Here is a 23495-nt window from a genome sequence, read left to right as displayed (position 1 = left end):
GGTCACACCGCGGACCTGTCGACGAACCGCCGCGCGACGCCCGGCGCCGAGGCCCAGTGCGTGTGCAGATAGCTGGCGTGGACGCCCTGCTGCACGAAGCCCTCCACGCGCCGCTCCGGCAGATGCATCCCCCAGGCGGGAGAAGCGCCGGCGCCCGGCTCCAGCACCGTGCGGTGGAACTCGTGCCCACGCAGCCGTGTGCCGACCGCGGCCAGCGGACTGTCGGTGAGTGCCACGGCCTCCCGGTAGCCGAGTGTCAGCCGCTTCGACATCCGGCCGTCGGCGTCGAGCACCCCGCACATCGGCAGTCCGTCGAGCGAACGCGAGAGATAGAGCAGCCCGGCACACTCGGCGGCAAGGGGGGCCCCGGCGGCGGCGAGACCGGCAACGGCCTTGCGGAGCGGTTCGTTGGCCGACAGCTCGGGGGCGTACACCTCCGGGAACCCTCCACCGATGACGAGCCCACGCGTGCCCTCGGGCAGCGCTTCGTCCCGCAACGGATCGAACGTCACGACGTCGGCCCCGGCGGCGGCGAGGAGCTCGCTGTGCTCGGCGTAGGAGAACGTGAAGGCGGGCCCTCCGGCCACGGCGACGACGGGCCGGCCACGACGCGGCCCGCCCGGGCCACCCTCGCCGTCGGCGTCCCTGGCTGCGCCCGACTGCCGCACGGCCTCCACCGGCTCCCACGCCCCCGACGCGGCAGGCGTCCGCGGTGCCGACCGCGCCAACGCCATCAGCGCATCCAGGTCACACCCGCTCCGTACTTGCGCCCCCATCGCCGCGACGGCGGCCACCGCGTCGCCCCGCCGCTCGGCCACCGGCACCAGCCCCAGATGGCGCGAGGGCGTGGCCACCTGCTCGGCCCGCCGCAGCACCCCCATCACCGGCACGCCGGACTCGTCCAGCGCCTCCCGCAGCAGCATCTCGTGCCGGTCCGAGCCGACCTTGTTGAGGATCACCCCGCTGATCCGTACCTCGGGATCCCACGAGGCGAAGCCGTGCACCAGCGCGGCGACCGACCGCGACTGCGACGACGCGTCCACGACCAGCACCACCGGTGCCTGCAGCAGCTTAGCGACATGGGCGGTCGACGCCAGCTCGCCCTCTCCGGAGGCCCCGTCGTACAGCCCCATCACCCCCTCGACGATCGCCAGGTCGCACCCACGCGCCCCGTGCGCGAACAACGGAGCGACCAGCTCCGGCCCGCACATGTACGCGTCGAGGTTGCGCCCCGCCCGCCCGGTGGCCAGCGAGTGATAGCCGGGGTCGATGTAGTCGGGCCCGACCTTGTGCGGCGACACGGCGAGGCCGCGCTCCGCGAAGGCCGCCATCAGTCCCGTCGCCACGGTGGTCTTGCCGCTGCCGGAGGCCGGCGCGGCAATCACCAGTCGCGGAATGGTCACCACTCGATGCCCCTCTGGCCCTTCTGGCCGACGTCCATCGGGTGCTTCACCTTGGACATGTCCGTCACCAGGTCGGCGGCCTCGACGAGCTTCTGCGGGGCGTTGCGCCCGGTGATCACCACGTGCTGCGTCCCCGGACGGTCGCGCATCACCTCGACCACCTCGTCGGTGTCGATCCACCCCCAGTGCATCGGGTACGCGAACTCGTCGAGGACGTACAGCTTGTACGTCTCGGCGGCCAGGTCGCGCTTGACCTGTTCCCAGCCCTCGCGGGCCTTCTCCTCGTTGTCCGCGTTGTCACCGTGCAGGCCGCGCTGGACCCACGACCAGCCCTCGCCCATCTTGTGCCAGGCGACCGTGCCGCCCTCACCGCTCGCGCCGAGGACCTTCAGCGCGTTCTCCTCCCCGACCTTCCACTTCGCCGACTTGACGAACTGGAACACCCCGATCGGCCAGCCCTGGTTCCAGGCGCGCAGCGCGAGCCCGAACGCAGCCGTCGACTTGCCCTTGCCGATACCGGTATGGACGAAGAGCAGCGGACGGTTGCGGCGCTGACGCGTCGTCAGCCCGTCGTCCGGCACGGTGGTCGGCTGTCCCTGCGGCATTAGGCGGCCCTCCTGTTGGATCCGTTGGTTCCCTGAACATCCCTGACGAGCCCGGCGATCGAGTCGGCCCGGAGCTCGTCGAGCGTGACGGCAGTGCCCCCGAGATCGCGGGCCAGGGAGCCGGCCAGCCCGAGCCGCACGACCCCCGACTCGCAGTCCACGACGACGGACGCCGTGCCCTCGGCCTCGTGCAGCCGCGCGGCCCGCGCCGCCAGGGCCACCGGCTCCGGGCCTCCGGTCGCCCGTCCGTCCGTCACCACAACCAGCAGCGGCCGCCGCGACGGATCGCGCAGCCGCTCCACCCGCAGGACGTCATGGGCCTTCAGCAGTCCGGCCGCGAGGGGGGTGCGCCCACCGGTCGGCAGCGTCTCCAGCCGCGCGGCGGCCGCGTCCACGGACGAGGTCGGCGGCAGTGCCACGTCGGCGCCCCTGCCGCGGAAGGTGATCAGACCGACCTTGTCCCGCCGCTGGTACGCGTCCAGCAGCAGCGAAAGCACCGCACCCTTCACGGCGCCCATCCGCTGCCGGGCGGCCATCGACCCGGACGCGTCCACGACGAAGAGAACGAGGTTCCCCTCGCGTCCCTCCCTGGTCGCCTGCCGCAGATCATCCCGTCGCACCACCAACCCCCGGCCCGACCGTCCGCGCGCACGCTGGTACGGGGCGGCAGCCTGCACGGTCGCGGCGAGGTGCAGTCTGGTCAGGGCCCCCTCGGGCCGCCGCGCCCCGGTCGTACGCCCGTGTTCGGTACGCGCCCGGGACCGCCGCCCCGCCGCGCCCTCGCCGAGCCCCGGCACGCTCAGCATCTTCGTGCGGAACGGCTCGGCAGCACGTACGGGCTGCTGCTCGCCGCCGTCGGCCGGCCGCCCCTGCGAGGGCAGTCCGGGCGTGTCGCCGTTCCCCGCCTCGGGCTGCGGCGGCGTGTCGGGCCCATCCCCCCGCGGGGGCTGCCCACCTCCACCCGGCCCGTCCGGACCGGGGTCGTCCCCGCTCCCGTCGCCTTCACCGCTGTTCTGCTCCAGCGTGTCGTCGAGCTTGTCCTCGTCGAGACCGGGCGCGTCGAACGGATTGCGGCGGCGTCGGTGGGGGAGCGCCAGCAGGGCGGCCTGCCGGACGTCCTCGGCGAGCACGTCGGTACGTCCCGCCCACGCGGCCAGCGCGGTCGCGGTGCGGGCCATCACGATGTCGGCGCGCATCCCGTCGACCTCGAAGGCCGCACAGGTGGCGGCGATCTGCCGCAACGCACGGTCCCCGAGCACCACGTGGGGAAGGAGCGCCCGCGCGGCGGCGATCCGCTCCCGCAACTCCCCTTCCTCCTCGGCCCACCGGGCGGCGAACCCGGCCGGATCGTCGTCGTACGCGAGCCGCCGCCGGACGACCTCGACCCGCTGATCGGTGTCGCGTGACGCGGCGACCTCGACGGTCAGCCCGAACCGGTCGAGCAACTGCGGCCGCAGCTCGCCCTCTTCGGGGTTCATCGTTCCGACGAGCAGGAACCGCGCGGCATGCCGTACGGAGACGCCTTCGCGTTCCACGTACGAGGCACCCATGGCAGCCGCGTCCAGCAGCAGATCCACCAGGTGGTCATGGAGCAGGTTGACCTCGTCGACGTACAGGATTCCGCGATGCGCGTCGGCGAGGAGCCCCGGCTCGAACGCCTTGACCCCGTCGGTGAGTGCCCGCTCGATGTCGAGCGCCCCGACGAGCCGGTCCTCGGAGGCGCCCACCGGCAGTTCCACGGTCCGCGCCGCCCGCGACACGCCGCCTCCGGCCTCGTGGGGCCCATCGGGACACGCCGGATCGGGCGACACCGGGTCACACGAGAACCGGCATCCGGAGACGACATCGACTTCGGGCATGAGCGCGGCGAGCGCCCGCACGGCGGTGGACTTGGCGGTCCCCTTCTCCCCACGCACGAGCACACCACCGACGGCGGGCGATACGGCGTTCAGCAACAGTCCGAGCCGCAGATCGTCCTGGCCGACGATGGCAGTAAAGGGATACGGGGTACTCACAAAGCCTCCTTGACGACGTCATCCATCCAAATCCATCCAAGAACCGGTGACCCGTTCCGGCCCGCCACCCAGTCCGCCCGGCCCGCTGTCCAGCGCTTTTGGGCGACGGCTCAGCCCGTCCGGCACCTGAGGACCGGGGCCCGGGGCGGAGGTCCGGTCACGGGAAGGTGCGGGCCGGGGAACAGAGTCCGCGGAGGGCGTCCCCCTCACGCCCACCCTCCGGTCTCCCCGGCCCCACGGGCCGCCGGCACCTCCGGCGCCCCGGGGCCCACAAAGGGCAGTCCCTCCGGTACCCCCGCCTCGATCAACCGCATCAACGCCCCCGTATCCGCGTGCTCCTCGATCAGATCCCCCAGCCGGTCCAGCTGTTCCTCCCGCAACGCCCCGAAACTCGTGTCGGGTGCGGCCACGAACCGCCGTCCCGCCGTTCGCGCGACCTCCCCCAGGAACCGCCGCCGGAACGCATCGCTCTCCAGCGACCCGTGCCAGTGCGTCCCCCACACCGCGCCGACCCGGCACCCGTCCAGGAACGGCTCGCCGCCCCGCACATCGGCGACCCCGTGGTGGATCTCGTACCCCTCCACCGGCTCCCCGAGCGCCGTACCGACCGGCCGGGCGAGGGTCTTCTCACGGTCGAACCGGATCCGCACCGGCAGCAGTCCGAGCCCGTCGACCCGCCCCGCCCGCGACTCCACCTCGTCCTCGATCTGCTCCGCGAGCACCTGGAACCCGCCACAGATGCCGAGCACCGGACGCCCCTGCGCCGCCCGTCGCAGCAACGCGTCGGCCAGCCCCCATTCCCGCAGCCAGGCCAGCGCCTTCACCGTCCCGCGCGTGCCCGGCACGATCACCAGATCCGCGTCGGCCAGCTCCTCCGCCCGGTCCACGAACCGCACCACGACACCCGGCTCGGCGGCCAGCGCGTCCACATCGGTGAAGTTGGACATCAGCGGCACGGCGCACACCGCGACCCGCAGCACGTCCTCGCCGTGCGGCGGAGCGACGACCGACTCGCGTACGGCCCCGCGGAGCGAGACCCGTAGCCCGTCCTCCTCGTCGATGCCCAGGCCGTGGGCGAACGGCAGCACTCCGTACGTCCGCCGCCCGGTCAGCCCGTGCAGCATGTCGAGACCCGGCTCCAGGAGCGACACGTCGCCGCGGAACTTGTTGACCAGATAGCCGGCGATCAGAGCCTGATCCTCGGCGCTGAGCAGCGCCGTCGTGCCGAAGAACGAGGCGAAGACGCCACCGCGGTCGATGTCACCGACGACGACGACGGGGAACCCCGCAGCCCGCGCGATCCCCATGTTCACGATGTCGGTGCGCCGCAGATTGATCTCGGCCGGGCTGCCCGCCCCCTCGCAGATCACGGCGTCATAGGTGCCCCGAAGCTGCTCCAGACAGTCCACGACCGTGCCGAACAGCGATTCCTGTCGCCCCCCGTGGTAACCGCGTGCGCTCATCTCGCCCACCGGCCTGCCCATCAGGACGACCTGACTGGACCGGTCGCCGCCGGGCTTGAGCAGCACCGGGTTCATCAGCGCGGTCGGTTCCACCCGGGCGGCCTGCGCCTGCATCGCCTGCGCGCGTCCGATCTCCGCGCCCTCGCGGGTGACGAACGAGTTCAGCGACATGTTCTGCGCCTTGAACGGCGCGACCTTCACACCCTGGCGCACCAGCCACCGGCAGATGCCTGCCGTGACGACGCTCTTGCCCGCGTCCGACGTGGTTCCGGCGACCAGCAGCCCGCCGCTCATTTCCCGCTCCGTCCCGCGGCCGCACGCCGCCCCGAGGGCGACCAGCGTCCCGCGATCAGCCGGCCCGCCGCGCACACGCCGAGGGCCAGTACCCCCACGCGGCGCGACAGCCGCACCGCGCGCTCGATGTCCCCGGTCTGCACCGCACGGCCGGTCGCGCCGTTCAGTACCGGCCGGTGCTCGACACGCCCGCCGTACGCGAGGGTCCCGCCGAGCCGTACGCCGAGTGCCCCCGCGAACGAGGCCTCCACCGGACCCGCGTTGGGGCTCGGATGCCTGCCCGCGTCCGCCCGCCAGGCCCGCAGCGCTCGACGTGGCTGCCCCCCGGCAACCACGGCGAGCGCTGCGGTGAGCCTGGCGCCGGGCCAGCCCGCGACGTCGTCCAGGCGGGCCGAGGCCCAGCCGTAGCGCACATGGCGGGGCGACTTGTGCCCGACCATCGCGTCGAGGGTGTTGACGGCGCGGAAGGCGACGAGTCCGGGCACGCCACCCAGCGCGCCCCACACGAGGGCACCCACCACCGCGTCCGAGGTGTTCTCGGCCACGGACTCCACCACGGCGCGCGCGATCTGCGGCCCGTCGAGGGAGTGCGGGTCGCGCCCGCACAGATGGGGGAGGCGCTCCCGGGCCAGCTCGATGTCACCGGCGGCGAGCGCGCCGCCGATGGCGCGCGCCTCGCGACCCAGCGAGGTGCCGCCGACGACGGACCAGGTGGCGGCCGCGGTCAGCGCGACGGAGGCGGCGGGATGACGGCGTACGGCACGGGCGGCGAGCGCGGCTCCACCCGCAGCGCCTCCGGCGCAGACCAGGGTGTGCAGGGCGCCCCACCCGCGGTGGTCGCGCCACAGACGCCGTTCGAGGCCCGCCGCGGCCCGCCCGAAGGCGGCGACCGGATGCCCCCGGCGGGGATCACCGAGCAGCAGATCGCCGATCAGGCCGGCGGCGGCGCCGTACGCGAAGATGCGGTCGGCTCGCACGGCTCAGCCGGCCGCGCTGCCTCGAAGGACCTCGGTACAGCCGGCTCCTGGTGAGAGCGGCACAGAAACGGCGGACGCACGGCAGCCGGGCATGGCGATATGTCCTCACTCAGGGTCCGCGCCCTGGTTCGACGTGACCGGCGGCGAGAGTCTCCTGGCTCCCGGATCCGCAGTTCCCCCGGCCTTCCAGCCCGCATGCGCGGGCCGTGACTTCCGGTGTGGGGGACTGCTCCCCGGTGACAGTGGCGGGACCGCGCCGGATTCACACCGGCTTCCTCTGCTGTCGCCGTAAATGGCTCCGGCAGTCCACCACGCTCCGCGAACGCCCGTCAACCTGGCGTTGACCTGCGGTGGTGCAGTGTGCGCAGACGCACATCGGGCAGGACACACGTGAGGTGTGTCCGGCCCGATGGCGGAGTGCGGAAAGGGGCTCAGGCGACGATCAGATAGATCCCGTACGCGACCGAGGCCGCACAGAGCCCGAAGCAGAGGTACGCGCCCGCGCGGGCGAGCACCAGGGAGCCTCCGGTGGAGCCGCCCTGCGCGGCCGGTTCCGGCTGCTTGGAGAGGCCGACGATGCCCAGGGTGAAGAGGCCCACCAGCGCGACGGTGACGACGAGCGAGACGCCGAAGACGGTGCCGAGAGCTGCCCAGTCGATGTTCATGGTGATCTGTCCTTACACCGTGGCGGGCCGCGCCGGATCGGCGGCGACGGTTCCGGGCTGGGCCGGGATGGTGGTCTTGAGGTCCGTGGTCGTGTCCACTGCCGTGGCGACCGCGGCCGCTCCGGCGGGCGGCGGCGGGGTGACGGCCGCGATGGCGGTGGTGATGACACCCGCCGGTTCGGCGACCTCACCGGTGGGCGCGACATCGCCGTGCCCGACCGGCTTGCGCCGGGACAGCAGCCAGATCGCTCCGGAGCCCGCGACGAGCAGGACGGCGACGGCGACGACACCCCAGGTGCCCTGCTTGGTGAGGAACTCCGCGCCCGCGCCGACCAGACCCGCGGCCGGCAGGGTCAGACCCCAGGCGGCGAACATCCGGGTCGCGGTGGACCACCGGACCACGCCGCCCTGGCGGCCCAGACCCGCACCCATCACGGCGCCGGAGCAGGACTGGGTGGTGGAGAGGGAGAAGCCGAGGTGCGAGGAGGCCAGGATGACCGTGGCCGCGCTGGTCTGGGCGGCGAAGCCCTGCGGCGGCTTGAGCTCGGTGAGGCCGCTGCCCATGGTGCGGATGATGCGCCAGCCGCCCAGGTAGGTGCCGAGCGCGATGGCCAGACCGGCGGAGACGATGACCCAGACCGGCGGGTTCGAGCCGGGGGACAGGACGCCACCGGTGACCAGGGCCAGGGTGATGACGCCCATGGTCTTCTGCGCGTCGTTGGTGCCGTGGGCGAGCGAGACCAGTCCGGCCGAGGCGATCTGGCCGGCCCGGTAGCCCTTGGCAGTTGCCTTCTCCTGGGCCTCGTTGCGGTTCCCGCCGCCGATCCGGTACGTCAGCCTGGTCGCCAGCAGCGCGGCGACACCCGCGACGACCGGGGCGGCGACCGCGGGAAGCAGCACCTTGGTGACGACGGTTCCGCCGTTGACCGAGGACCAGCCCGCCGACATCACCGCGGCGCCGATCAGACCGCCGAAGAGTGCGTGGGACGAGCTGGACGGCAGGCCGACCAGCCAGGTGAGCAGATTCCACAGAATGGCGCCGACGAGGGCCGCGAAGATGACTTCTGTCCGCAGTCCGTCCTCGTTGATGATCCCGCCGGAGATCGTTTTGGCGACTTCCACCGACAGGAAGGCGCCGACGAGGTTGAGAGCGGCGGACATGGCCACCGCTGTCTTGGGTTTGAGGGCACCGGTCGAGATGGTGGTCGCCATCGCGTTCGCGGTGTCATGGAAACCGTTCGTGAAATCGAACACTAGAGCTGTCACGATCACAATCGCGAGGAGCAGCGTGATGTGTTCCATTTACCCAGGCAATCGTTCGACGTCATTGGCACGTGGAACGTAGGCAACCTGGGTGAACGGAAGATGAACTGAGCGGGGCTCTGTGGTGACTCCAAGCGGAGTTGAGTCACTCTTTTTGTCGGGTCACCGACAGTCGATGCGGGGGTGCAGCGCCTGTCGTGGCCGGGTTTCGCCCCTCCCGCCTCGCTTCACGCCCTCTGATCCGGGTGCCCGGAAACCTCCGAAAAGAGATGTGGATCACCCGACGTCTCCTGCCGTGCCGGACCCGCTGACAGGATTCCCCTATGACTGAGCATCACGAGGACGCGCACAGCGGGCATAACGGGCACAACGGGCGCGATGCGAACGACGCACGCGACGCGATCGAGCAGGCCTGGAACGGTGTCGTCGCCACCGCCCGCAGGACCGCTGCGGAGGGCCTGGTGGTCGGCACCTCGGGCAATGTGTCGGCGCGGGTCGGCGACCTCGTCCTGGTCACCCCGAGCGGTGTGCCGTACGACCGGCTGGGCCCCGGCGACACCGTGGCCGTCGACCTCCACGGCAACCAGGTGCTCGGCGCCCTCGCCCCGACCAGCGAACTCCCGCTCCACCTGGCGGTCTACCGCAACACCGACGCCGCCGCCGTCGTGCACACCCACGCCGTGCACGCCACGGCCGTCTCCACCCTCGTCCCCGAGGTCCCGCTGGTGCACTACGCCGCCGCCATGCTCGGCGGTCCTGTTCGTACCGCGGCCTACGCGCGCTACGGAACGCAGGAGCTGGCCGAGCACATGCTGGCCGCCTTGCGTGACCGCACGGGCTGTCTGCTCCGCAACCACGGAACCGTCACCTACGGATCCACCCTCGACCAGGCCTACGACCGCACCGCCCAGCTGGAATGGATGTGCCGGCTCTGGCTCACCGCGAGCTCCGTACCCGGCCACACCCCGTCCCTGCTCTCCCTCGCTCAGCTGCGCGACGTGCAGGACGCCCTGAAGGGGTACGGACAACCCGGCTGACCGGGAGCCTTGGCGAGCCATCGGACGGCCCCTGTCCACTGGCAGGGCGCGGCACACCCCCCGACACTGAAGCAGTGCGCCCGGCAACAGCGGCGGCAGCAGCCGTCACCACCCTCCTCGGCGTCGGCGCGGCAGCGGTCGTGGCCGGCCGGTACGCCAGCGGCGCCGCCCTGAGGGTGCCGTCCGGACGTCCGCTCCCCGCCGACCGGAGGCTCACCGTGCACGCCACGGCGGCCGGGCAGGTCACACTGACCCGCTCCTTCGCCGCGCTCCGGCCCGGTACGTACGGGCTGGTGGGCGACGGCGTCCAGGCCGTCGTCGGCCCGGTGGTCGAGCAGGCGCCGCACGCCCCCGACGCCGTCGTACGCAGACTGGAACGTGTCAACGACGGCAGCCTGGAACCCGGCGCCGAGGTCCGGATCACCCCCGCGCTGTACAGCGGCGACCCCGGCACGGCCCTCGGCCTCGACCACGAGGACGTCGAGATCCCCGGTGAGCTCGGCATCCTGCCCGCCTGGTTCGTGCCCGGCCCCCGGGACACCTGGGTCATCACCGTGCACGGCCTCGGCGCCACCCGCGAACACCCCATGAACATCATGGAGTTCCTGTACGGGCTGCGGCTGCCGGTCCTCGGCCTGGCCTACCGCGGCGACCCCGGAGCCCCGCGCTCCCCGGACGGACTCGCTCACCTCGGTGAGTCCGAATGGCGCGACCTGGACGCGGCCGTCCGCTTCGCCGTGCGGTACGGCGCCGAGAAGGTCGTCCTGCACGGCTGGTCCACCGGCGCCTCCATGGCCCTGCACGCGGCCGTCAACTCCGCGCTCCGCACGCGGATCTGCGGCCTCGTCCTGGACTCCCCGGTGCTCGACTGGGCCACCACCCTGCGCGCCCTGGCCATCGCCCGCGGCGTTCCGCCCCCGCTGCTGCCGCTCGCCCTGCGCGCCGCCCAGGGCCAGACCGGTCTGCGCGGCTCCCGGCTCCTCGACGCCTCCCTCCCGCAGGCCCTGCACGCCCCGACACTGATCTTCCATGGCCCCGCCGACACCCTGGCCCCCTGGCAGCCGAGCCGGGAGCTCGCCGAGCGCCGTCCCGACCTGGTCGCCCTGCATCCCGTACCGCAGGCTCCGCATGCGGCGATGTGGAATGCCGATCCGGCCCGCTACGAAGAGGCTCTGCGGCGCTTCCTCACGCCCCTGATGTGAGCTGATGCGAGGGATCGGCCGGTTGGTGCCGTCCGGGCCCGCAGCCCTCCTCCGCCGCGAATCCGGGTTCCGTTTGGGCTTTCGGGCCGTCAGGGGCAAGACTGCTCCCCGTGACGTCCCGTACCCCGCGCGACTCCAGGCTGCGACTTGTCCGCCCGCGACCCCTTGCCACCGCCCGCAAGGCCGTGACCACCCGGCGCACCAGGCCGGTCCCCCGCCCGCCCGAGGGCACCCCGCCCCGTGCCGAACTGGCCCACCAGGCCAGGGCCGCGCTCGCCGACGCCGTACGGATCGCCCGCTGGGCCGCCGACGGCGCGAGCCCCGGCACGGCCCCGCTCGCCGCCCACGCTCTCGAACGGGCTGCGACCGCACTGGAATTGTCCCCGGCGCAGGTCCGCTCCGGCTGGGACCGGGCCCGCCTGGCCGGCCTCGTCGAACTCCACGGCGAGACGGCGCGCCCCGGCTGGCGGCTGCGCGCCTGGGACCGCGACGACTCCGCCGTGCTCCGTGGCTGGGTGGCGCTCTTCGATGCCTGGTCGCTCGTCCACCCGGCGCCCGAGGGCATCGAGTCCACCGCGGTCGCCGAAGCTGTCGAGGCCGTACCCCAGGTGCTCTCCCTCCTGCAGCTCTCGGCGGGCCCGGTCACCGTGCCCGCCCTCCTCGATCTCCTCGGCCAGCGCGTCGCCGAACTCCATGAGGAGCGCTGCGAGGTGCCGTACGGAGCGGAGGCGCCGGTCGAACCGGCGGGACCCGCTCTCACCGCGCACCCCGCCGCCCTGGTCGCGCTGCTCCTCGACTGGGCACTGGAGGGACTGGCCGCCGTCGGCGCACTCACGCTCGGCGCCGGTCATGCCACCCTCACCCCGCTCGGCAACTGGGCGGTCTGGGTCAAGCTGGAACAGATCTGCGTCGCGGCCCAGAGCCCGGCCGGGAACATCGAGCAGTCCGCCGCCGACATGCTGCTCGGCTGTGCCCGGCTCACCCCCGGACCGGCCCGCGCCGAATACCGCGCCTGGCTGGCCGCCCGTCCCGTCGGCAGCGCCGTCGCCGAACTGCTCGCCGTTGCCCGTGGCGAGGACGCGCTGCTGCGCGGACTCGCCTTCGAGGCACTCCGGGTCGTCGGAGCCCCCGCCGAGCCGGTGGTGCGCTCCGTCGTCACCGACCCATCGCTGCGCCCGTACGCGCTGCTCTGGCTGGCCGAGTACGACGGAGCCGACCCGGAGGACGCCCAGGAGGTCCTCAGCCGCGAGGAAGCCACCTGGCTCTGGGTCGACACCGCGGCGGCCGTCGCCGACCACGGCGAGACGGCGCTGCTGGTCCGTCATCTCGACTCCGCAGTCCAGGGCACGGTCCCGGCGCTGCTGGACGAGGTCCGGGCCGTCGGCCACCCGCGCACCGTCCAGGTGCTGGTGGCGCTGGCCGCCGCCCATCCGGACCCCGCGCTGGCCAAGGCCGTCCGCCGGGCCGCCTTCCAGGTGCACACCGGCGGCGCGTAGGGCGTGTTCCGGCAGTCCCGCGTGCCAGGCGACGCCTGGCACCCACGAGGAATCAGGGGGAGCGCCCGGGGACGCGGACGCGGTCAGTCCGCGGACCCCGGGGCGTACGTCCCGAAGCTCCACACATTGCCCTCGGCGTCACGCGCCGTGTAGTCGCGCGACCCGTAGTCCTGATCCGTGGGCGGCATCAGGATCTCCACCCCGTACTCCACGGCCCGCGCATGGTGCGCATCGACCTCGTCCACCACGACGTACACCCCGCTCGGTCCGGCATCCGTCATCGCCTTGGCGAAGATCCCCCCGCGCCCCTTGGAGCCCAGCATCACCCTGCCGTTGCCGCAGGACAGCTCCGCGTGCAGCACCATGCCGTTCTCGCCCTCGTACACCGCTTCCTCGGTGAACCCCAGCCCCTCCGTCAGCGTCCTGATCGCGGCCTTCGCGTCGTCGTACAGAATCGTCGGATAGATCGTCGGAATCCCGGCCCGTGCGCCCGCCATGACGCTCACCTCTCTTCACTCTCCATTGTGATCTGCGTCTCAGTATTCCGGCGGTCACCGACAGCGGCCGGACCGGCCGCGCGGCCGGCTCACCGGAAGGTGTTGCAGCCGGCCATGTCTCCGCTGCGGAAACCGGTGGTGAACCACTGTTGCCGCTGTGCCGCCGAGCCGTGCGTCCAGGACTCCGGCGTGACCCTGCCCTGGAACTTCTCCTGGATTCGGTCGTCGCCCACCGCGGCGGCCGCGTCGAGTCCGTCCCGGATGTCCGCCTGCGTCAGGGAGGTGATCAGCGGCCGCCCGGTCGACTCGTCCGGCGTGGTCGTCGCGTGGTGCGCCCAGACCCCGGCGTAGCAGTCCGCCTGCAGCTCCACCTTCACGGCGTTGCTGCTGGAGCCCGTGCGGCTGTCCTGCGAGCGGCTGAGCGTCCCCATCTGGTTCTGCACATGGTGGCCGTACTCGTGCGCCACGACGTACGCCTCGGCGAACGGGCCGCCGCTCGACCCGAATGTGGTCCGCAGTTCGTCGAAGAACCCCAGATCCAGATAGACCTGCCGGTCGGCCGGGCAGTAGAACGGCCCGACCGCCGAGGTGGCCGAACCGCAGGCGGTCCCGATCCGGTCGGTGAACAGAACCGTCCTCGCGTCCCCGTACCGAGCGCCCCGGCGGGTGAGCTCCTGGCGCCAGAAGTCCTGCACGCTGTTGACCACGGCGACGATGCGGCAGTCGTCCCTGGTGTTCGCGTCCCGACCGGTCCGGCAGCTCTGCTCGACCTGCGCGGCCGACGACGCGGTCGCCGTCGTACCCGAGCCGCCCGACGAAAGCCCCAGCTGGTCCGGGCCGACACCGAAGAGCAGCCCCAGGATCAGGGCGACGAGACCGGCGATACCGCCGCCCACCGTCGCCTTTCCCCCCGGGATCCGGCTGCTGCGTACGTCGCTGACCTCGGACGTGTCCAGATCGGCGTCGTCGTCGAACTGCATGGGGCCACCACGCTCCGGTCCGGCCGCGGCTGCCTCACCGCACTGCGCCGAGTATCAGATAGTTCACACCGCTATGCCTGTTCTGGTTGCCGGATGGAGTCAGGATGGCGGCGCCGGAGGGCGTCCCGGGCGAGTGATCGGCAAATGCCGTAGGAGCATGCGGAAAAGCAGTTGCACACCGCCAGTAGAATGGCCCGTATGGCAATTCTCCTTGTGCATGAGTAGCGGCATCGAGTCGAGACTCTGAAGTCGTGCCCGTCCGCCGTCCAACCCGCCCTGGAGTTTTTCCGTGATCACCGCTTCCGGCATCGAGCTGCGTGCCGGCGCCCGCATCCTCATCGAGTCCGCCAACTTCCGTATCGCCAAGGGTGACCGCATCGGCCTCGTCGGTCGCAACGGAGCGGGCAAGACCACTCTCACCAAGTGCCTCGCCGGCGAGGGCGCACCGGCCGGCGGCACCATCACCCGCTCCGGTGAGGTCGGCTACCTCCCGCAGGACCCGCGCACCGGTGATCTCGACGTCCTCGCCCGCGACCGCATCCTGTCCGCCCGTGGTCTCGACGAGATCCTGCGCAAGATGCGTGAGAACGAGGACCGGATGGCGAACGGCAAGGGCGCCACCCGCGAGAAGGCGATGAAGAAGTACGAGCGGCTGGAGACGGAGTTCCTCACCAAGGGCGGTTACGCCGCCGAGGCCGAGGCCGCCACCATCGCCGCCGCGCTCAGCCTGCCCGACCGGGTGCTCGGACAGCCGCTCCACACGCTCTCCGGCGGTCAGCGCCGCCGCGTCGAGCTGGCCCGCATCCTGTTCTCGGACGCCGACACCCTGCTCCTCGACGAGCCGACGAACCACCTCGACGCCGACTCCATCGTCTGGCTGCGCGACTACCTGAAGAACTACCGCGGCGGCTTCGTCGTGATCTCCCACGATGTCGACCTTGTCGAGACGGTCGTCAACAAGGTCTTCTACCTCGACGCCAACCGCTCGCAGATCGACATCTACAACATGGGCTGGAAGCTCTACCAGCAGCAGCGCGAGGCCGACGAGAAGCGCCGCAAGCGTGAGCGCCAGAACGCCGAGAAGAAGGCGGCCGCGCTCAACTCTCAGGCCGACAAGATGCGCGCCAAGGCGACCAAGACCGTCGCCGCGCAGAACATGGCCAAGCGTGCCGAGCGGCTGCTCTCCGGCCTGGAAGCGGTCCGGGTCTCCGACAAGGTCGCCAAGCTGCGCTTCCCCGAGCCCTCGCCGTGCGGCAAGACCCCTCTGATGGCGGAGGGACTGTCCAAGTCCTACGGTTCGCTCGAAATCTTCACCGACGTGGACCTCGCCATCGACAAGGGCTCCCGCGTCGTCATCCTCGGCCTCAACGGTGCGGGCAAGACCACCCTGCTCCGGCTCCTCGGCGGCGCCGAGAAGCCCGACACCGGCGAGGTCATCGAGGGCCACGGGCTCAAGCTCGGCTACTACGCCCAGGAGCACGAGACCCTCGACCCGGAGCGCACGGTCCTGGAGAACATGCGCTCCGCCGCCCCGGATCTCGACCTTGTCGAGGTCCGCAAGACGCTGGGCTCGTTCCTCTTCTCCGGCGACGACGTCGACAAGCCGGCCGGCGTGCTCTCCGGCGGTGAGAAGACCCGTCTGGCGCTCGCGACCCTGGTGGTCTCCTCCGCCAATGTGCTGCTCCTCGACGAGCCGACGAACAACCTCGACCCGGCCAGCCGCGAGGAGATCCTCGGCGCGCTGCGCACGTACAAGGGCGCGGTCGTCCTCGTCACGCACGACGAGGGTGCGGTCGAGGCGCTCCAGCCGGAGCGGATCATCCTGCTGCCGGACGGCGTCGAGGACCTGTGGGGTGCTGACTACCGGGACCTGGTCGCCCTGGCCTGATTCCCGCGGTCCGGGCGGTTTCCCTGCCCGCTGCCGGCTGATCCACTCCGACTGGATCATTCGGCCTACGCGTGATCCATCATCTGCGTGAGGACCTCTCGTACCTCGGCGCGGCGCCCGGCAGGTACCTGCCGGGCGCACCCATGTGGGGCCGATTCCCCTCATACGGCCCTGACCTGGCTCTTCGTCTCAACTCCGCGCCGGACCGCCCCCGAAGCCCGGCAGAATGCGAGATTCCGCTCGTGAAGACGTATTCCCGGGGTGCGAAACCGGTTGTATGGACCTTGCCGAATGGGTGGCCAGGAAGCCCGCGAGGGGTGATCATGAGAATCCAGAGCGCACTTCCCCTGAGGAGGCACGGGTGGCCGAGACTCTGAAGAAGGGCAGCCGGGTGACCGGCACCGCGCGCGACAAGCTCGCGGCAGACCTGAAGAAGAAGTACGACTCCGGTGCGAGCATCCGGGCGTTGGCCGAAGAGACCGGCCGCTCCTACGGATTCGTCCACCGGATGCTCAGCGAGTCCGGAGTCACGCTGCGGGGACGCGGCGGAGCGACACGGGGCAAGAAGGCTGCCACGGCCTGACGGCCTCAGGCCGTGTCGGGACATGTCGCGGGATGGGCATGCCCCGAGGGCTCGCCGGTTTCGGGCGGTGGCCACCCGGTCGGCCCTATGGCCGACCGGGTGGTTACTGTTCAGTCACTTAGCTCGCCATGCTGACTGCACCCGACTCGGAGGCGCCCCATGACCTCGTTCGACTCTGTGCTCGACCAGGACGGCGTACGACTCACCGTCGATGACGCGGTTGCCACGGTGACCCTCACCAATCCGGCCAAGCGCAACGCTCAGTCCCCCGCTCTGTGGCGGGCGTTGACAGAGGCCGGACGGGCGCTGCCCGGCAGCGTGCGGGTCGTCGTGCTCCGTGGTGAGGGCAAGTCCTTCTCCGCGGGGCTCGACCGGCAGGCGTTCAGCCCCGAGGGGTTCGACGGTGAGCCGTCCTTCCTTGACCTGGCGCGCGGCAAGGAGTCCGAACTCGACGCGACCATCGCCGAGTACCAGGAGGCGTTCACCTGGTGGCGTCGCAACGACATCGTGTCGGTCGCGGCGGTCCAGGGGCATGCGATCGGCGCTGGCTTCCAACTCGCCCTCGCCTGCGATCTGCGGATTGTCGCCGAGGACGTGCAGTTCGCCATGCGTGAGACCAGTCTCGGTCTGGTCCCCGACCTCACCGGCACGCACCCCTTGGTGCACCTGGTCGGATATGCCCGCGCGCTCGAAATCTGCGCCACCGGCCGCTTCGTCCACGCCGAGGAGGCCGAGCGCACCGGTCTCGCCAACCTCGTGGTCCCCGCCGACGAGCTGGACGCGGCGACCCGTGAACTGTCCGCGGCGCTGCTGGCGGCCCCGCGTGACGCCGTCGTAGAGACCAAGGCGCTGCTGAGCGGTGCGGTCTCGCGTTCGTACGAGGACCAGCGCACCGCCGAGCGCGCGGCCCAGGGCCGCCGCCTCCGCGACCTCGCGGGTCTCACGGACTGATGGCCTCCCCCGCGACAGGGAGTGGGCTCCCGACGCCCTGCGGCTCCGCTCGCTGATCCACTCCCTGTCGCGGGGAGGCCGTGAGGTCATGGCACCGGGCGTCCCCCCAGCGGGAGCCGCCCGGTCACTCCGTGTGCGCCGCGGTGCCGACGGTCCGGCCGCTCCGTGTGCGCCGCAGTGGCGGCGATGCAGGGGCACTTCGTCCGCCCCATGGCCGTGACGATTCCGGTGGCTCCGCGTCCACCACCGCGGCGGCCGGTCCGTTCATCCCGCGGCCACCACCGAGGTGACCAGCACGGTCACCGGCGGATGACCGTCCACGGCGTCCGCCACCGCCGTTCGCACCGCCCGCGCCACATCGAGCGCCCGGTGGTTCGCGTCCGTCGCCAGCTCGACCCGCACATGGTCCGCAGCCGTGTGCACCGCGCTGCCCAGCACACGGGTCAGCGTCGCGACACCGGGGACCGCGGCCGCCGCCGTCCCCGCCGCGCCCTCCGGCTCCGCCCCGCGCACCGCGGAAGGCTCCGGGGCCGTCCGGTCGGGGACCGTGTCCAGCAGCTTCGTCACCTGTAGATCCACCTCGCCGACCACCAGGCCGAGCCGTTGCACGGCCGCCGTCACCAGGACCGAGCGCAGGGCGGCCGCAGCGGCGGGCAGCGGCCGGTCGGCCGTCGCCGACATCGTCGCCTCGATCCGCAGCGGCCCGGGCGGCAGCGCGCTCGGCGGCGACGGCAGCGCCGGGTGAGGGGCCGCGTCCGGGTCCACCACGGTGATCCGTACGTGCCCGAGCACCGGGCCGGTTTCCGATGCGCCCACCGAGCGCCGCAGCACCGAGATCACGGCCCGCTCCGCGATCCACGCACCGTCCGCCGGACCACCCAGCGGGAGTAGACGGCCCAGGCCGAGCCTCTGCCGTACCGCCGCCGTCCACCCGTCGGCCCTGTGCGGGCTGTCAGCCGTCGTCATTGCCCCAGCCTGCCGCATCCACGGCGCGAGACGGGGCAAGCGCACTTAGTGTGGGCAAGGAAGTCCAACCCTGCCCCGAAGGGAAGAGCCGCGATGACCGACATCCCGCAGCGGAACCGGCCCGAGAACCCCGACAGCGCGACGGGGGACGACGCCAGGAAGAGTCCGCTGACCAAGCGCGGCGGAGGAGATCCCGCCACCCGCGGCCGTACCACCATCGCGGACGGTGTGGTCGAGAAGATCGCCGGTATGGCGGCGCGTGACGTGGTCGGTGTCCACGCGATGGGCAGCGGCCTGGCCCGTACCTTCGGCGCGGTGCGCGACCGGGTCCCCGGCGGCGGCAAATCGGTCACCCGCGGCGTCAAGGCGGAGGTCGGCGAGTCGCAGACCGCCCTCGACCTGGAGGTCGTCGTCGACTACGGCGTGTCGATCGCCGATGTCGCCCGTGACGTACGGGAGAACGTCATCGCGGCGGTCGAGCGGATGACGGGCCTCGAGGTCGTCGAGGTCAATATCGCGGTCAGCGATGTGAAGCTGCCCGACGAGGAGGAAGAGGACCATTCCGAGCCACGTCTCCAGTAGGCCTCCCACCCGAGGCAGTTGAGGAGCGCACGATGAGCATGGCTGTGGTCGGCATGGTGGCCGGCATGGCGCTCGCATTCGCCGGGTACTTCGGCGGATTCGGGGCCTTTCTGCTCGTCGCCGCATTGGGAGCGATCGGCTACGTCGCCGGTCGCTTCCTGGACGGCGATCTGGAACCCGGCGACTTCTTCCGGAGTCGCGAGCGCGGCGACCGACGGCGGTGACGGCGTTGTCGGGGGTGCTCGGCCGGGTCCCTGCCGCGGAACGGGGCGAGACCCGGATCGCCGACCGGGTTGTCGCGAAGATCGCCGCACAGGCGGCGAAGGAGGCTGTCATCGAGCCGCCGCGGGAGGGTGCCTCGCCGCGCGCCACGGTCACGGTGCACCGCGACACCGCCCGGGTACGGGTCAGTCTGGAGCTCGGATATCCCACCGACATCGGCCGCCAGTGCGGTGCCGTGCGTCGGCACGTCATCGAACGGGTAAGGGCGTTGGCGGGGATGGAAGTGCCCGAAGTGGCCGTACAGGTCGAGCGTCTGCACCCCGCGGGAGCGAGCGCCGCGACACAGGGGAGGATCCGATGACCGAGCCCCAGGAGCCGGAGAACAGCACGCGGCGCCCGCCCACGGGCGACCCCGTGGAACGCGGAGGCGGACTGGCTCTCGACCAGTCCGCCTCCGCCGCGGCGTACGAACCGGCGCCGGTGAAGGAGCGCAGCGGCGGCAGCGCCGGCCGCTTCTGGTCCGCGCGCCGCATCCCGGCCGGGCTCCTCGCGCTGGTGATCCTCGGCGGATCCGGCCTGCTGCTGTACGACGTGGCGGCGGTACGGGCCCATCACCCGGCCATGCACTGGCGCCGCGCCCTCGCCGACGACCTGGCGGAGCGGCCGCTGGACAATGTGTGGGTGGTGACTGGTGCCGCGCTCATGATGGCGATCGGTGTGTGGCTGATCGTGCTCGCCGCCACGCCCGGTCTGCGCGACGTGCTGCCGATGCGCCGAGACCGTCCGGGGGTACGGGCCGGGCTCGACCGGACCGCCGCCGCCCTGGTCCTGCGCGACCGGGCCGTGGAGGTGTCCGGCGTGCAGTCGGTGCGGGTCCGGATGGGGCGCGCCAAGGTCGCGGTGCATGCCGTGTCGCATTTCCGCGAACTCGACGACGTGCGGGCCGACCTGGACACCGTGCTGGGCGCGGGGATCGAGGAACTGGGCCTGGCGAAGCCGCCGAGCCTGTCCGTGTATGTCCGCCGTCCGGCGAAGAAGGGGTGACCTCGGTGCTCAGGACCGTCAACCGGGTACTGCTCGCACTGGCCGGGCTGGTGCTGATCTGCGGCGGCGGCGCGGTGCTCGCCGCCGCGCTCGGCCTTTCCGTGCCGTCCTGGTGGCCGTGGCACGGCAGGACCGACGTGCTGCTCAGCAGGGCCGACCGGGACCGCTGGCGTGCCGACGGCTGGTGGTGGCCGACTGTCCTCGTGGTCCTCGCGGTCCTCGTCGTCCTCGCGTTGTGGTGGTTCCTCGCCCAGCTCCGCCGCGCCCGCCTCGCCGAGGTGCTGGTCGACAGCGGCGACGGCGAGGGGGCGCTGCTGCGCGGCCGGGCCCTGGAGGGCGTGCTCGCCGCGGAGGCGGGGACGCTGGACGGGGTGGCCCGCGCCCAGGTGATGCTGGTCGGCCGGCGCAGCACGCCGCAGGCGCGGATCCGGCTGCTGATGGAACCGCACGCGGCACCGGACGAGGCTCTCGGCCGCCTCACGGACGAGGCCCTGGCTCACGCGAGGGACTCGGCGGGCCTGGCGGAACTGCCGGCGGAAGTGCGCCTGAGGGCCGTCAAGCACCGTGCGGAACGGGTGAGTTGAGCGCGGGGACGTCCGGCAGCGGCAGAATCGAGCCCGACGAGGGGCCCTCCCTCGCCCTCCTGGCACGGGGCGGCCGTCAGGGTGTGTTCCGAAAGTCTCGCCGCCCGCCCTGCGGGCGGACGGCGCTCCTTTCGGAACACGCCTCAGAACCCGTGCCGTGACCCGCCGTCCACCGGCACCATGATCCCCGTCAGATACGACGCCGCGGGCGACAGCAGGAACGCCGCCGTCCGCCCGAACTCCTCCGGCGTACCGTACCGGCGCAACGGAATCCGCGCCTCGGCCGCCGTACGCGAAGCCTCCGCATCGCCGGACAGCGCGTCCAGCTCCCGCACCCGGTCCGTGTCGATCCGGGACGGCAGCACGCCCACCACACGGATGCCCCGTGGGCCGAGCTCGTCGGCCAGGGACTTGGCGAACCCGGCCAGGCCCGGACGCAGACCGTTCGAAATGGTCAGCCCGGCGATCGGCTCGTGGACCGAGCCGGAGAGCACGAAGCCGATGACCCCGCCCTCGCCGAGCGCCGCGGCCGCCGCGCGCGCCAGCCGTACCGCGCCCAGGAACACCGAGTCGAACGCCGACTGCCACTGCTCGTCCGTGTTGTCGGCGACGAAACCGGGCGCAGGTCCGCCGACGCTGATCAGGATGCCGTCGAGCCGCCCGAACCGCTCATGGGCGGCGTCCACCAGACGCTGCGCCGCGCCGGGCTCCCCGTTGTCGGCGGCCACGCCGACCACGTCCGGTCCGAGTTCGGCGGCGGCTGCCTCGGCCCGCTTCCCGTCCCGCCCGGTGATGATCACCTTCGCGCCGTCCGCCGCCAGCTCCCGCGCGGTGGCATGGCCAAGCCCCCGGGTCGCGCCGGTCACGATGTACACACGGTCCTTCAGCCCAAGATCCATGGGCCCTATCCTGCCGCGTCGGCTTCCAGCATGTCGCACCCGGCCAGGGCAACGGCGGTGCCCACCAGCCCGATGTGGCTGAACGCCTGCGGGAAGTTGCCCAGTTGCCGCCGTGCCACGGTGTCGTACTCCTCGGCGAGCAGCCCGACATCGTTGCGCAGCGCGAGGAGCCGCTCGAAGAGTTCCGTGGCTTCCTCGGTGCGCCCGGTCAGGCGCAACGCGTCCGCCAGCCAGAACGAGCACGCCAGGAACGCTCCTTCGTCGCCCGGCAGCCCGTCGATCGAGCCGCCTTCCGTGCTGTAGCGGCGGACCAGCCCGTCGCTGCCCAGCTCGGCCCGGACCGCGTCGACCGTCCCGACGATCCGCGGATCGTCCGGCGGCAGGAAGCCGGTCCGGGCGATCAGCAGCGTCGCGGCGTCCAGTTCCCGGGAGCCGTACGACTGGGTGAAGGTGTTCCGCACCGGGTCGTACCCCTTCTCGCACACCTCCCGGTGCACGGCGTCCCGCATCGCCCGCCACCGGTCGGCGTCCCCGGCCAGCGACGGGTTGGCCTCCAGGGTGCGCACCGCGCGGTCGGCGGCGACCCAGGCCATCACCTTCGAGTGCACGAAGTGGCGGCGCTGGCCGCGGATCTCCCACAGCCCCTCGTCCGGCTCTCGCCAGGTGGACTCCAGGAAGCCGAGCAGGCTGAGCTGCAGGCTCCAGGCGTGCGGTTGGTCGGCCATGCCCGCCTCACGCGCCAGCCGGAGCGAGTCGATGACCTCTCCGTACACATCGAGCTGCCGCTGCCGGACCGCCGCGTTGCCGATCCGGACCGGGCTGGAGTTCCCGTATCCGCGCAGCCACGGCAGCTCCGCCTCGGGCAGCCGTCGTTCGCCCGACAGGCCGTACATGATCTGCAGGTCGGCCGGGTCGCCGGCGACGGCGCGCAGCAGCCAGTCCCGCCAGGCGGCGGCCTCCTCCACATAGCCGGCCGAGATCAACGCGTTGAGCGCCAGGGTGGAGTCCCGCAGCCAGCAGAAGCGGTAGTCCCAGTTCCGTACGCCGCCGATCTCCTCCGGCAGCGAGGTGGTGGGGGCAGCCACGATGCCGCCGGTCGGAGCGAAGGTGAGCGCCTTGAGGGTGATCAGCGAGCGGATCACGGCCTCCCGGTACGGGCCCCGGTATTTGCAGCGGGCCGACCACTCGGCCCAGTCGGACAGGGTGTTCTTCAGCGCCTCGTGCGGATCGACGAGATCGGGGCGCGGCGAGTGCGAGGGATGCCAGGTCAGCACGAACGCCACCTGTTCGCCCGCGGAGACGGTGAACGACGAGCAGGTGGAGAACTCCTGGCCCCACGTCTTGACCGGCGGCTCGCTGCGCAGCCAGACCGAGTCGGGCCCGGCGACCGCCACCCGGTGGCCCCGCGCGCGGCGCACCCACGGCACGATGGAGCCGAAGTCGAAACGCAGCCGGATCACTGAGGCCATGTCGACGGTGCCGCTGACCCCCTCGACGATCCGCATGACATCGGGTTCACGGTCGCGCTGCGGCATGAAGTCGATGACCTTGACGGTGCCGGTGCGGGTCTCCCAGAACGTCTCCAGGACGAGGGAGTCGCCCGCGTAGGCGCGCCGGGTGCAGGTGTCCGCGCCTTTCGGGGCGATGCGCCAGTGGCCGTTGTCCTCGTCGCCGAGCAGGGCGGCGAAACAGGCGCCCGAATCGAAGCGGGGCAGACAGAGCCAGTCCACAGAACCGTTCCTGCCGACCAGGGCGGCTGTCTGCAGATCGCCGATGAGGGCGTAGTCCTCGATGCGTGGGGTCACGTTCTGGCGTGTTCCCGCACCGGGGCCCCGCTAAGCAGCCGATGTCCCACAGGCGGCCGCCCGCCCGACATCAC

22 protein-coding genes, 1 pseudogene and 1 riboswitch are annotated in these 23495 nt (G+C 72.2%); of the genes and pseudogenes, 11 read left to right on the top strand and 12 right to left on the bottom strand.

The window, feature by feature from the left end:
• Nucleotides 1-2: 2 nt before the first annotated feature.
• The 7 genes and pseudogenes from ACIBB8_RS30380 to ACIBB8_RS30350 all read right to left on the bottom strand — a co-directional run bounded on the left by ACIBB8_RS30380 (nt 3) and on the right by ACIBB8_RS30350 (nt 8724).
• Nucleotides 3-1406, bottom strand: a complete 1404-nt coding sequence (locus ACIBB8_RS30380) for a cobyrinate a,c-diamide synthase (protein WP_398957514.1) — start codon at nt 1404-1406, stop codon at nt 3-5.
• Nucleotides 1400-2008: a cob(I)yrinic acid a,c-diamide adenosyltransferase gene (gene cobO / locus ACIBB8_RS30375; protein WP_398957512.1), complete on the bottom strand. Its 609-nt coding sequence runs from the start codon at nt 2006-2008 to the stop codon at nt 1400-1402. Before cobO ends, ACIBB8_RS30380 begins: the two co-directional genes overlap by 7 nt.
• Entirely contained in the window at nt 2008-4023 is a 2016-nt protein-coding gene (locus tag ACIBB8_RS30370) for a putative cobaltochelatase (RefSeq protein ID WP_398957510.1), read from the bottom strand. Before ACIBB8_RS30370 ends, cobO begins: the two co-directional genes overlap by 1 nt.
• A gap of 18 nt (nt 4024-4041) precedes the next feature.
• Nucleotides 4042-5780, bottom strand: a pseudogene (locus ACIBB8_RS30365) (cobyric acid synthase).
• Nucleotides 5777-6757 (bottom strand): cobalamin biosynthesis protein, encoded by a 981-nt coding sequence (locus ACIBB8_RS30360; RefSeq protein WP_398957508.1) that lies wholly within the window; start codon nt 6755-6757, stop codon nt 5777-5779. Before ACIBB8_RS30360 ends, ACIBB8_RS30365 begins: the two are co-directional and overlap by 4 nt.
• A 147-nt stretch (nt 6758-6904) precedes the next feature.
• Nucleotides 6905-7036: riboswitch (cobalamin riboswitch) on the bottom strand.
• Between the two features lie 152 nt (nt 7037-7188).
• Nucleotides 7189-7422 (bottom strand): hypothetical protein, encoded by a 234-nt coding sequence (locus ACIBB8_RS30355; protein ID WP_366693466.1) that lies wholly within the window; start codon nt 7420-7422, stop codon nt 7189-7191.
• A gap of 12 nt (nt 7423-7434) precedes the next feature.
• A complete protein-coding gene (locus ACIBB8_RS30350; RefSeq protein ID WP_398957506.1) occupies nt 7435-8724 on the bottom strand; it encodes an anion permease in 1290 nt (429 codons plus the stop codon).
• Nucleotides 8725-9008: 284 nt separating this feature from the next.
• Between ACIBB8_RS30350 and ACIBB8_RS30345 the strand changes: the two genes are divergently transcribed.
• From ACIBB8_RS30345 to ACIBB8_RS30335, 3 genes are all read left to right on the top strand, one after another.
• On the top strand, nt 9009-9722 hold the full coding sequence (locus tag ACIBB8_RS30345) for a class II aldolase/adducin family protein (RefSeq protein WP_398957504.1): 714 nt from the start codon (nt 9009-9011) through the stop codon (nt 9720-9722).
• A gap of 74 nt (nt 9723-9796) precedes the next feature.
• The gene (locus tag ACIBB8_RS30340) at nt 9797-10924 is read left to right on the top strand and encodes an alpha/beta hydrolase (RefSeq protein WP_398957502.1); all 1128 of its coding nucleotides are present in this window, start codon (nt 9797-9799) and stop codon (nt 10922-10924) included.
• Between the two features lie 185 nt (nt 10925-11109).
• Complete coding sequence (locus tag ACIBB8_RS30335) at nt 11110-12420, top strand: hypothetical protein (RefSeq protein ID WP_398957537.1); 1311 nt, start codon at nt 11110-11112, stop codon at nt 12418-12420.
• Between the two features lie 83 nt (nt 12421-12503).
• Here the strand turns inward: ACIBB8_RS30335 and ACIBB8_RS30330 are convergent, their stop codons facing one another.
• On the bottom strand, nt 12504-12917 hold the full coding sequence (locus ACIBB8_RS30330) for a VOC family protein (protein WP_398957500.1): 414 nt from the start codon (nt 12915-12917) through the stop codon (nt 12504-12506).
• A gap of 89 nt (nt 12918-13006) precedes the next feature.
• Entirely contained in the window at nt 13007-13897 is an 891-nt protein-coding gene (locus tag ACIBB8_RS30325) for a neutral zinc metallopeptidase (RefSeq protein ID WP_398957498.1), read from the bottom strand.
• Nucleotides 13898-14186: 289 nt separating this feature from the next.
• On the opposite strand from ACIBB8_RS30325, the gene ACIBB8_RS30320 reads away from it, so the two are divergent.
• The 3 genes from ACIBB8_RS30320 to ACIBB8_RS30310 all read left to right on the top strand — a co-directional run bounded on the left by ACIBB8_RS30320 (nt 14187) and on the right by ACIBB8_RS30310 (nt 17319).
• Complete coding sequence (locus tag ACIBB8_RS30320) at nt 14187-15785, top strand: ABC-F family ATP-binding cassette domain-containing protein (protein WP_398957496.1); 1599 nt, start codon at nt 14187-14189, stop codon at nt 15783-15785.
• A gap of 361 nt (nt 15786-16146) precedes the next feature.
• The gene (locus ACIBB8_RS30315) at nt 16147-16368 is read left to right on the top strand and encodes a helix-turn-helix domain-containing protein (protein WP_037691626.1); all 222 of its coding nucleotides are present in this window, start codon (nt 16147-16149) and stop codon (nt 16366-16368) included.
• 159 nt (nt 16369-16527) lie between these two features.
• The gene (locus ACIBB8_RS30310) at nt 16528-17319 is read left to right on the top strand and encodes an enoyl-CoA hydratase/isomerase family protein (protein WP_398957494.1); all 792 of its coding nucleotides are present in this window, start codon (nt 16528-16530) and stop codon (nt 17317-17319) included.
• Nucleotides 17320-17583: 264 nt separating this feature from the next.
• On the opposite strand, the gene ACIBB8_RS30305 is transcribed toward ACIBB8_RS30310, so the two are convergent.
• Nucleotides 17584-18285 (bottom strand): hypothetical protein, encoded by a 702-nt coding sequence (locus ACIBB8_RS30305; RefSeq protein ID WP_398957492.1) that lies wholly within the window; start codon nt 18283-18285, stop codon nt 17584-17586.
• A gap of 93 nt (nt 18286-18378) precedes the next feature.
• On the opposite strand from ACIBB8_RS30305, the gene ACIBB8_RS30300 reads away from it, so the two are divergent.
• The 5 genes from ACIBB8_RS30300 to amaP are packed head-to-tail and all read left to right on the top strand — an operon-like array spanning nt 18379 to nt 20717.
• Nucleotides 18379-18867 carry an Asp23/Gls24 family envelope stress response protein gene (locus ACIBB8_RS30300; RefSeq protein WP_398957490.1) on the top strand — a complete coding sequence of 163 codons (489 nt, stop codon included), beginning with the start codon at nt 18379-18381 and terminating at the stop codon, nt 18865-18867.
• A gap of 32 nt (nt 18868-18899) precedes the next feature.
• Nucleotides 18900-19091 carry a hypothetical protein gene (locus ACIBB8_RS30295; protein ID WP_358860894.1) on the top strand — a complete coding sequence of 64 codons (192 nt, stop codon included), beginning with the start codon at nt 18900-18902 and terminating at the stop codon, nt 19089-19091.
• 5 nt (nt 19092-19096) lie between these two features.
• Entirely contained in the window at nt 19097-19450 is a 354-nt protein-coding gene (locus ACIBB8_RS30290) for an Asp23/Gls24 family envelope stress response protein (RefSeq protein ID WP_398957535.1), read from the top strand.
• Nucleotides 19447-20133, top strand: a complete 687-nt coding sequence (locus ACIBB8_RS30285; protein WP_398957488.1) for a DUF6286 domain-containing protein — start codon at nt 19447-19449, stop codon at nt 20131-20133. The genes ACIBB8_RS30290 and ACIBB8_RS30285 overlap by 4 nt, the downstream gene beginning before the upstream one ends.
• Nucleotides 20130-20717, top strand: a complete 588-nt coding sequence (amaP, locus tag ACIBB8_RS30280) for an alkaline shock response membrane anchor protein AmaP (RefSeq protein WP_398957486.1) — start codon at nt 20130-20132, stop codon at nt 20715-20717. The genes ACIBB8_RS30285 and amaP overlap by 4 nt, the downstream gene beginning before the upstream one ends.
• 143 nt (nt 20718-20860) lie before the next feature.
• On the opposite strand, the gene ACIBB8_RS30275 is transcribed toward amaP, so the two are convergent.
• Nucleotides 20861-21616, bottom strand: coding sequence for an SDR family oxidoreductase (locus ACIBB8_RS30275; protein WP_398957484.1), 756 nt, complete (start codon nt 21614-21616; stop codon nt 20861-20863).
• A gap of 5 nt (nt 21617-21621) precedes the next feature.
• A complete protein-coding gene (locus ACIBB8_RS30270) occupies nt 21622-23421 on the bottom strand; it encodes a glycoside hydrolase family 15 protein (RefSeq protein WP_398957482.1) in 1800 nt (599 codons plus the stop codon).
• Between the last annotated feature and the right edge of the window lie 74 nt (nt 23422-23495).

Source organism: Streptomyces sp. NPDC051286 (genome assembly GCF_044455345.1).
Classification (GTDB): Bacteria; Actinomycetota; Actinomycetes; order Streptomycetales; family Streptomycetaceae; genus Streptomyces.
The sequence above is the reverse complement of the archived record's forward strand: the minus strand, read 5'-3'. Positions and strand labels throughout refer to the sequence as shown.

Bases quoted from the DNA above. Each gene is read 5' to 3' on its own strand.
- cobO (WP_398957512.1), bottom strand. From the start codon at position 2,008: ATGCCGCAGGGACAGCCGACCACCGTGCCGGACGACGGGCTGACGACG.
- ACIBB8_RS30355 (WP_366693466.1), bottom strand. From the start codon at position 7,422: ATGAACATCGACTGGGCAGCTCTCGGCACCGTCTTCGGCGTCTCGCTC.
- ACIBB8_RS30350 (WP_398957506.1), bottom strand. From the start codon at position 8,724: ATGGAACACATCACGCTGCTCCTCGCGATTGTGATCGTGACAGCTCTA.
- ACIBB8_RS30345 (WP_398957504.1), top strand. From the start codon at position 9,009: ATGACTGAGCATCACGAGGACGCGCACAGCGGGCATAACGGGCACAAC.
- ACIBB8_RS30330 (WP_398957500.1), bottom strand. From the start codon at position 12,917: ATGGCGGGCGCACGGGCCGGGATTCCGACGATCTATCCGACGATTCTG.
- ACIBB8_RS30325 (WP_398957498.1), bottom strand. From the start codon at position 13,897: ATGCAGTTCGACGACGACGCCGATCTGGACACGTCCGAGGTCAGCGAC.
- ACIBB8_RS30310 (WP_398957494.1), top strand. From the start codon at position 16,528: ATGACCTCGTTCGACTCTGTGCTCGACCAGGACGGCGTACGACTCACC.
- ACIBB8_RS30305 (WP_398957492.1), bottom strand. From the start codon at position 18,285: ATGACGACGGCTGACAGCCCGCACAGGGCCGACGGGTGGACGGCGGCG.
- ACIBB8_RS30300 (WP_398957490.1), top strand. From the start codon at position 18,379: ATGACCGACATCCCGCAGCGGAACCGGCCCGAGAACCCCGACAGCGCG.
- ACIBB8_RS30295 (WP_358860894.1), top strand. From the start codon at position 18,900: ATGAGCATGGCTGTGGTCGGCATGGTGGCCGGCATGGCGCTCGCATTC.
- ACIBB8_RS30285 (WP_398957488.1), top strand. From the start codon at position 19,447: ATGACCGAGCCCCAGGAGCCGGAGAACAGCACGCGGCGCCCGCCCACG.
- ACIBB8_RS30275 (WP_398957484.1), bottom strand. From the start codon at position 21,616: ATGGATCTTGGGCTGAAGGACCGTGTGTACATCGTGACCGGCGCGACC.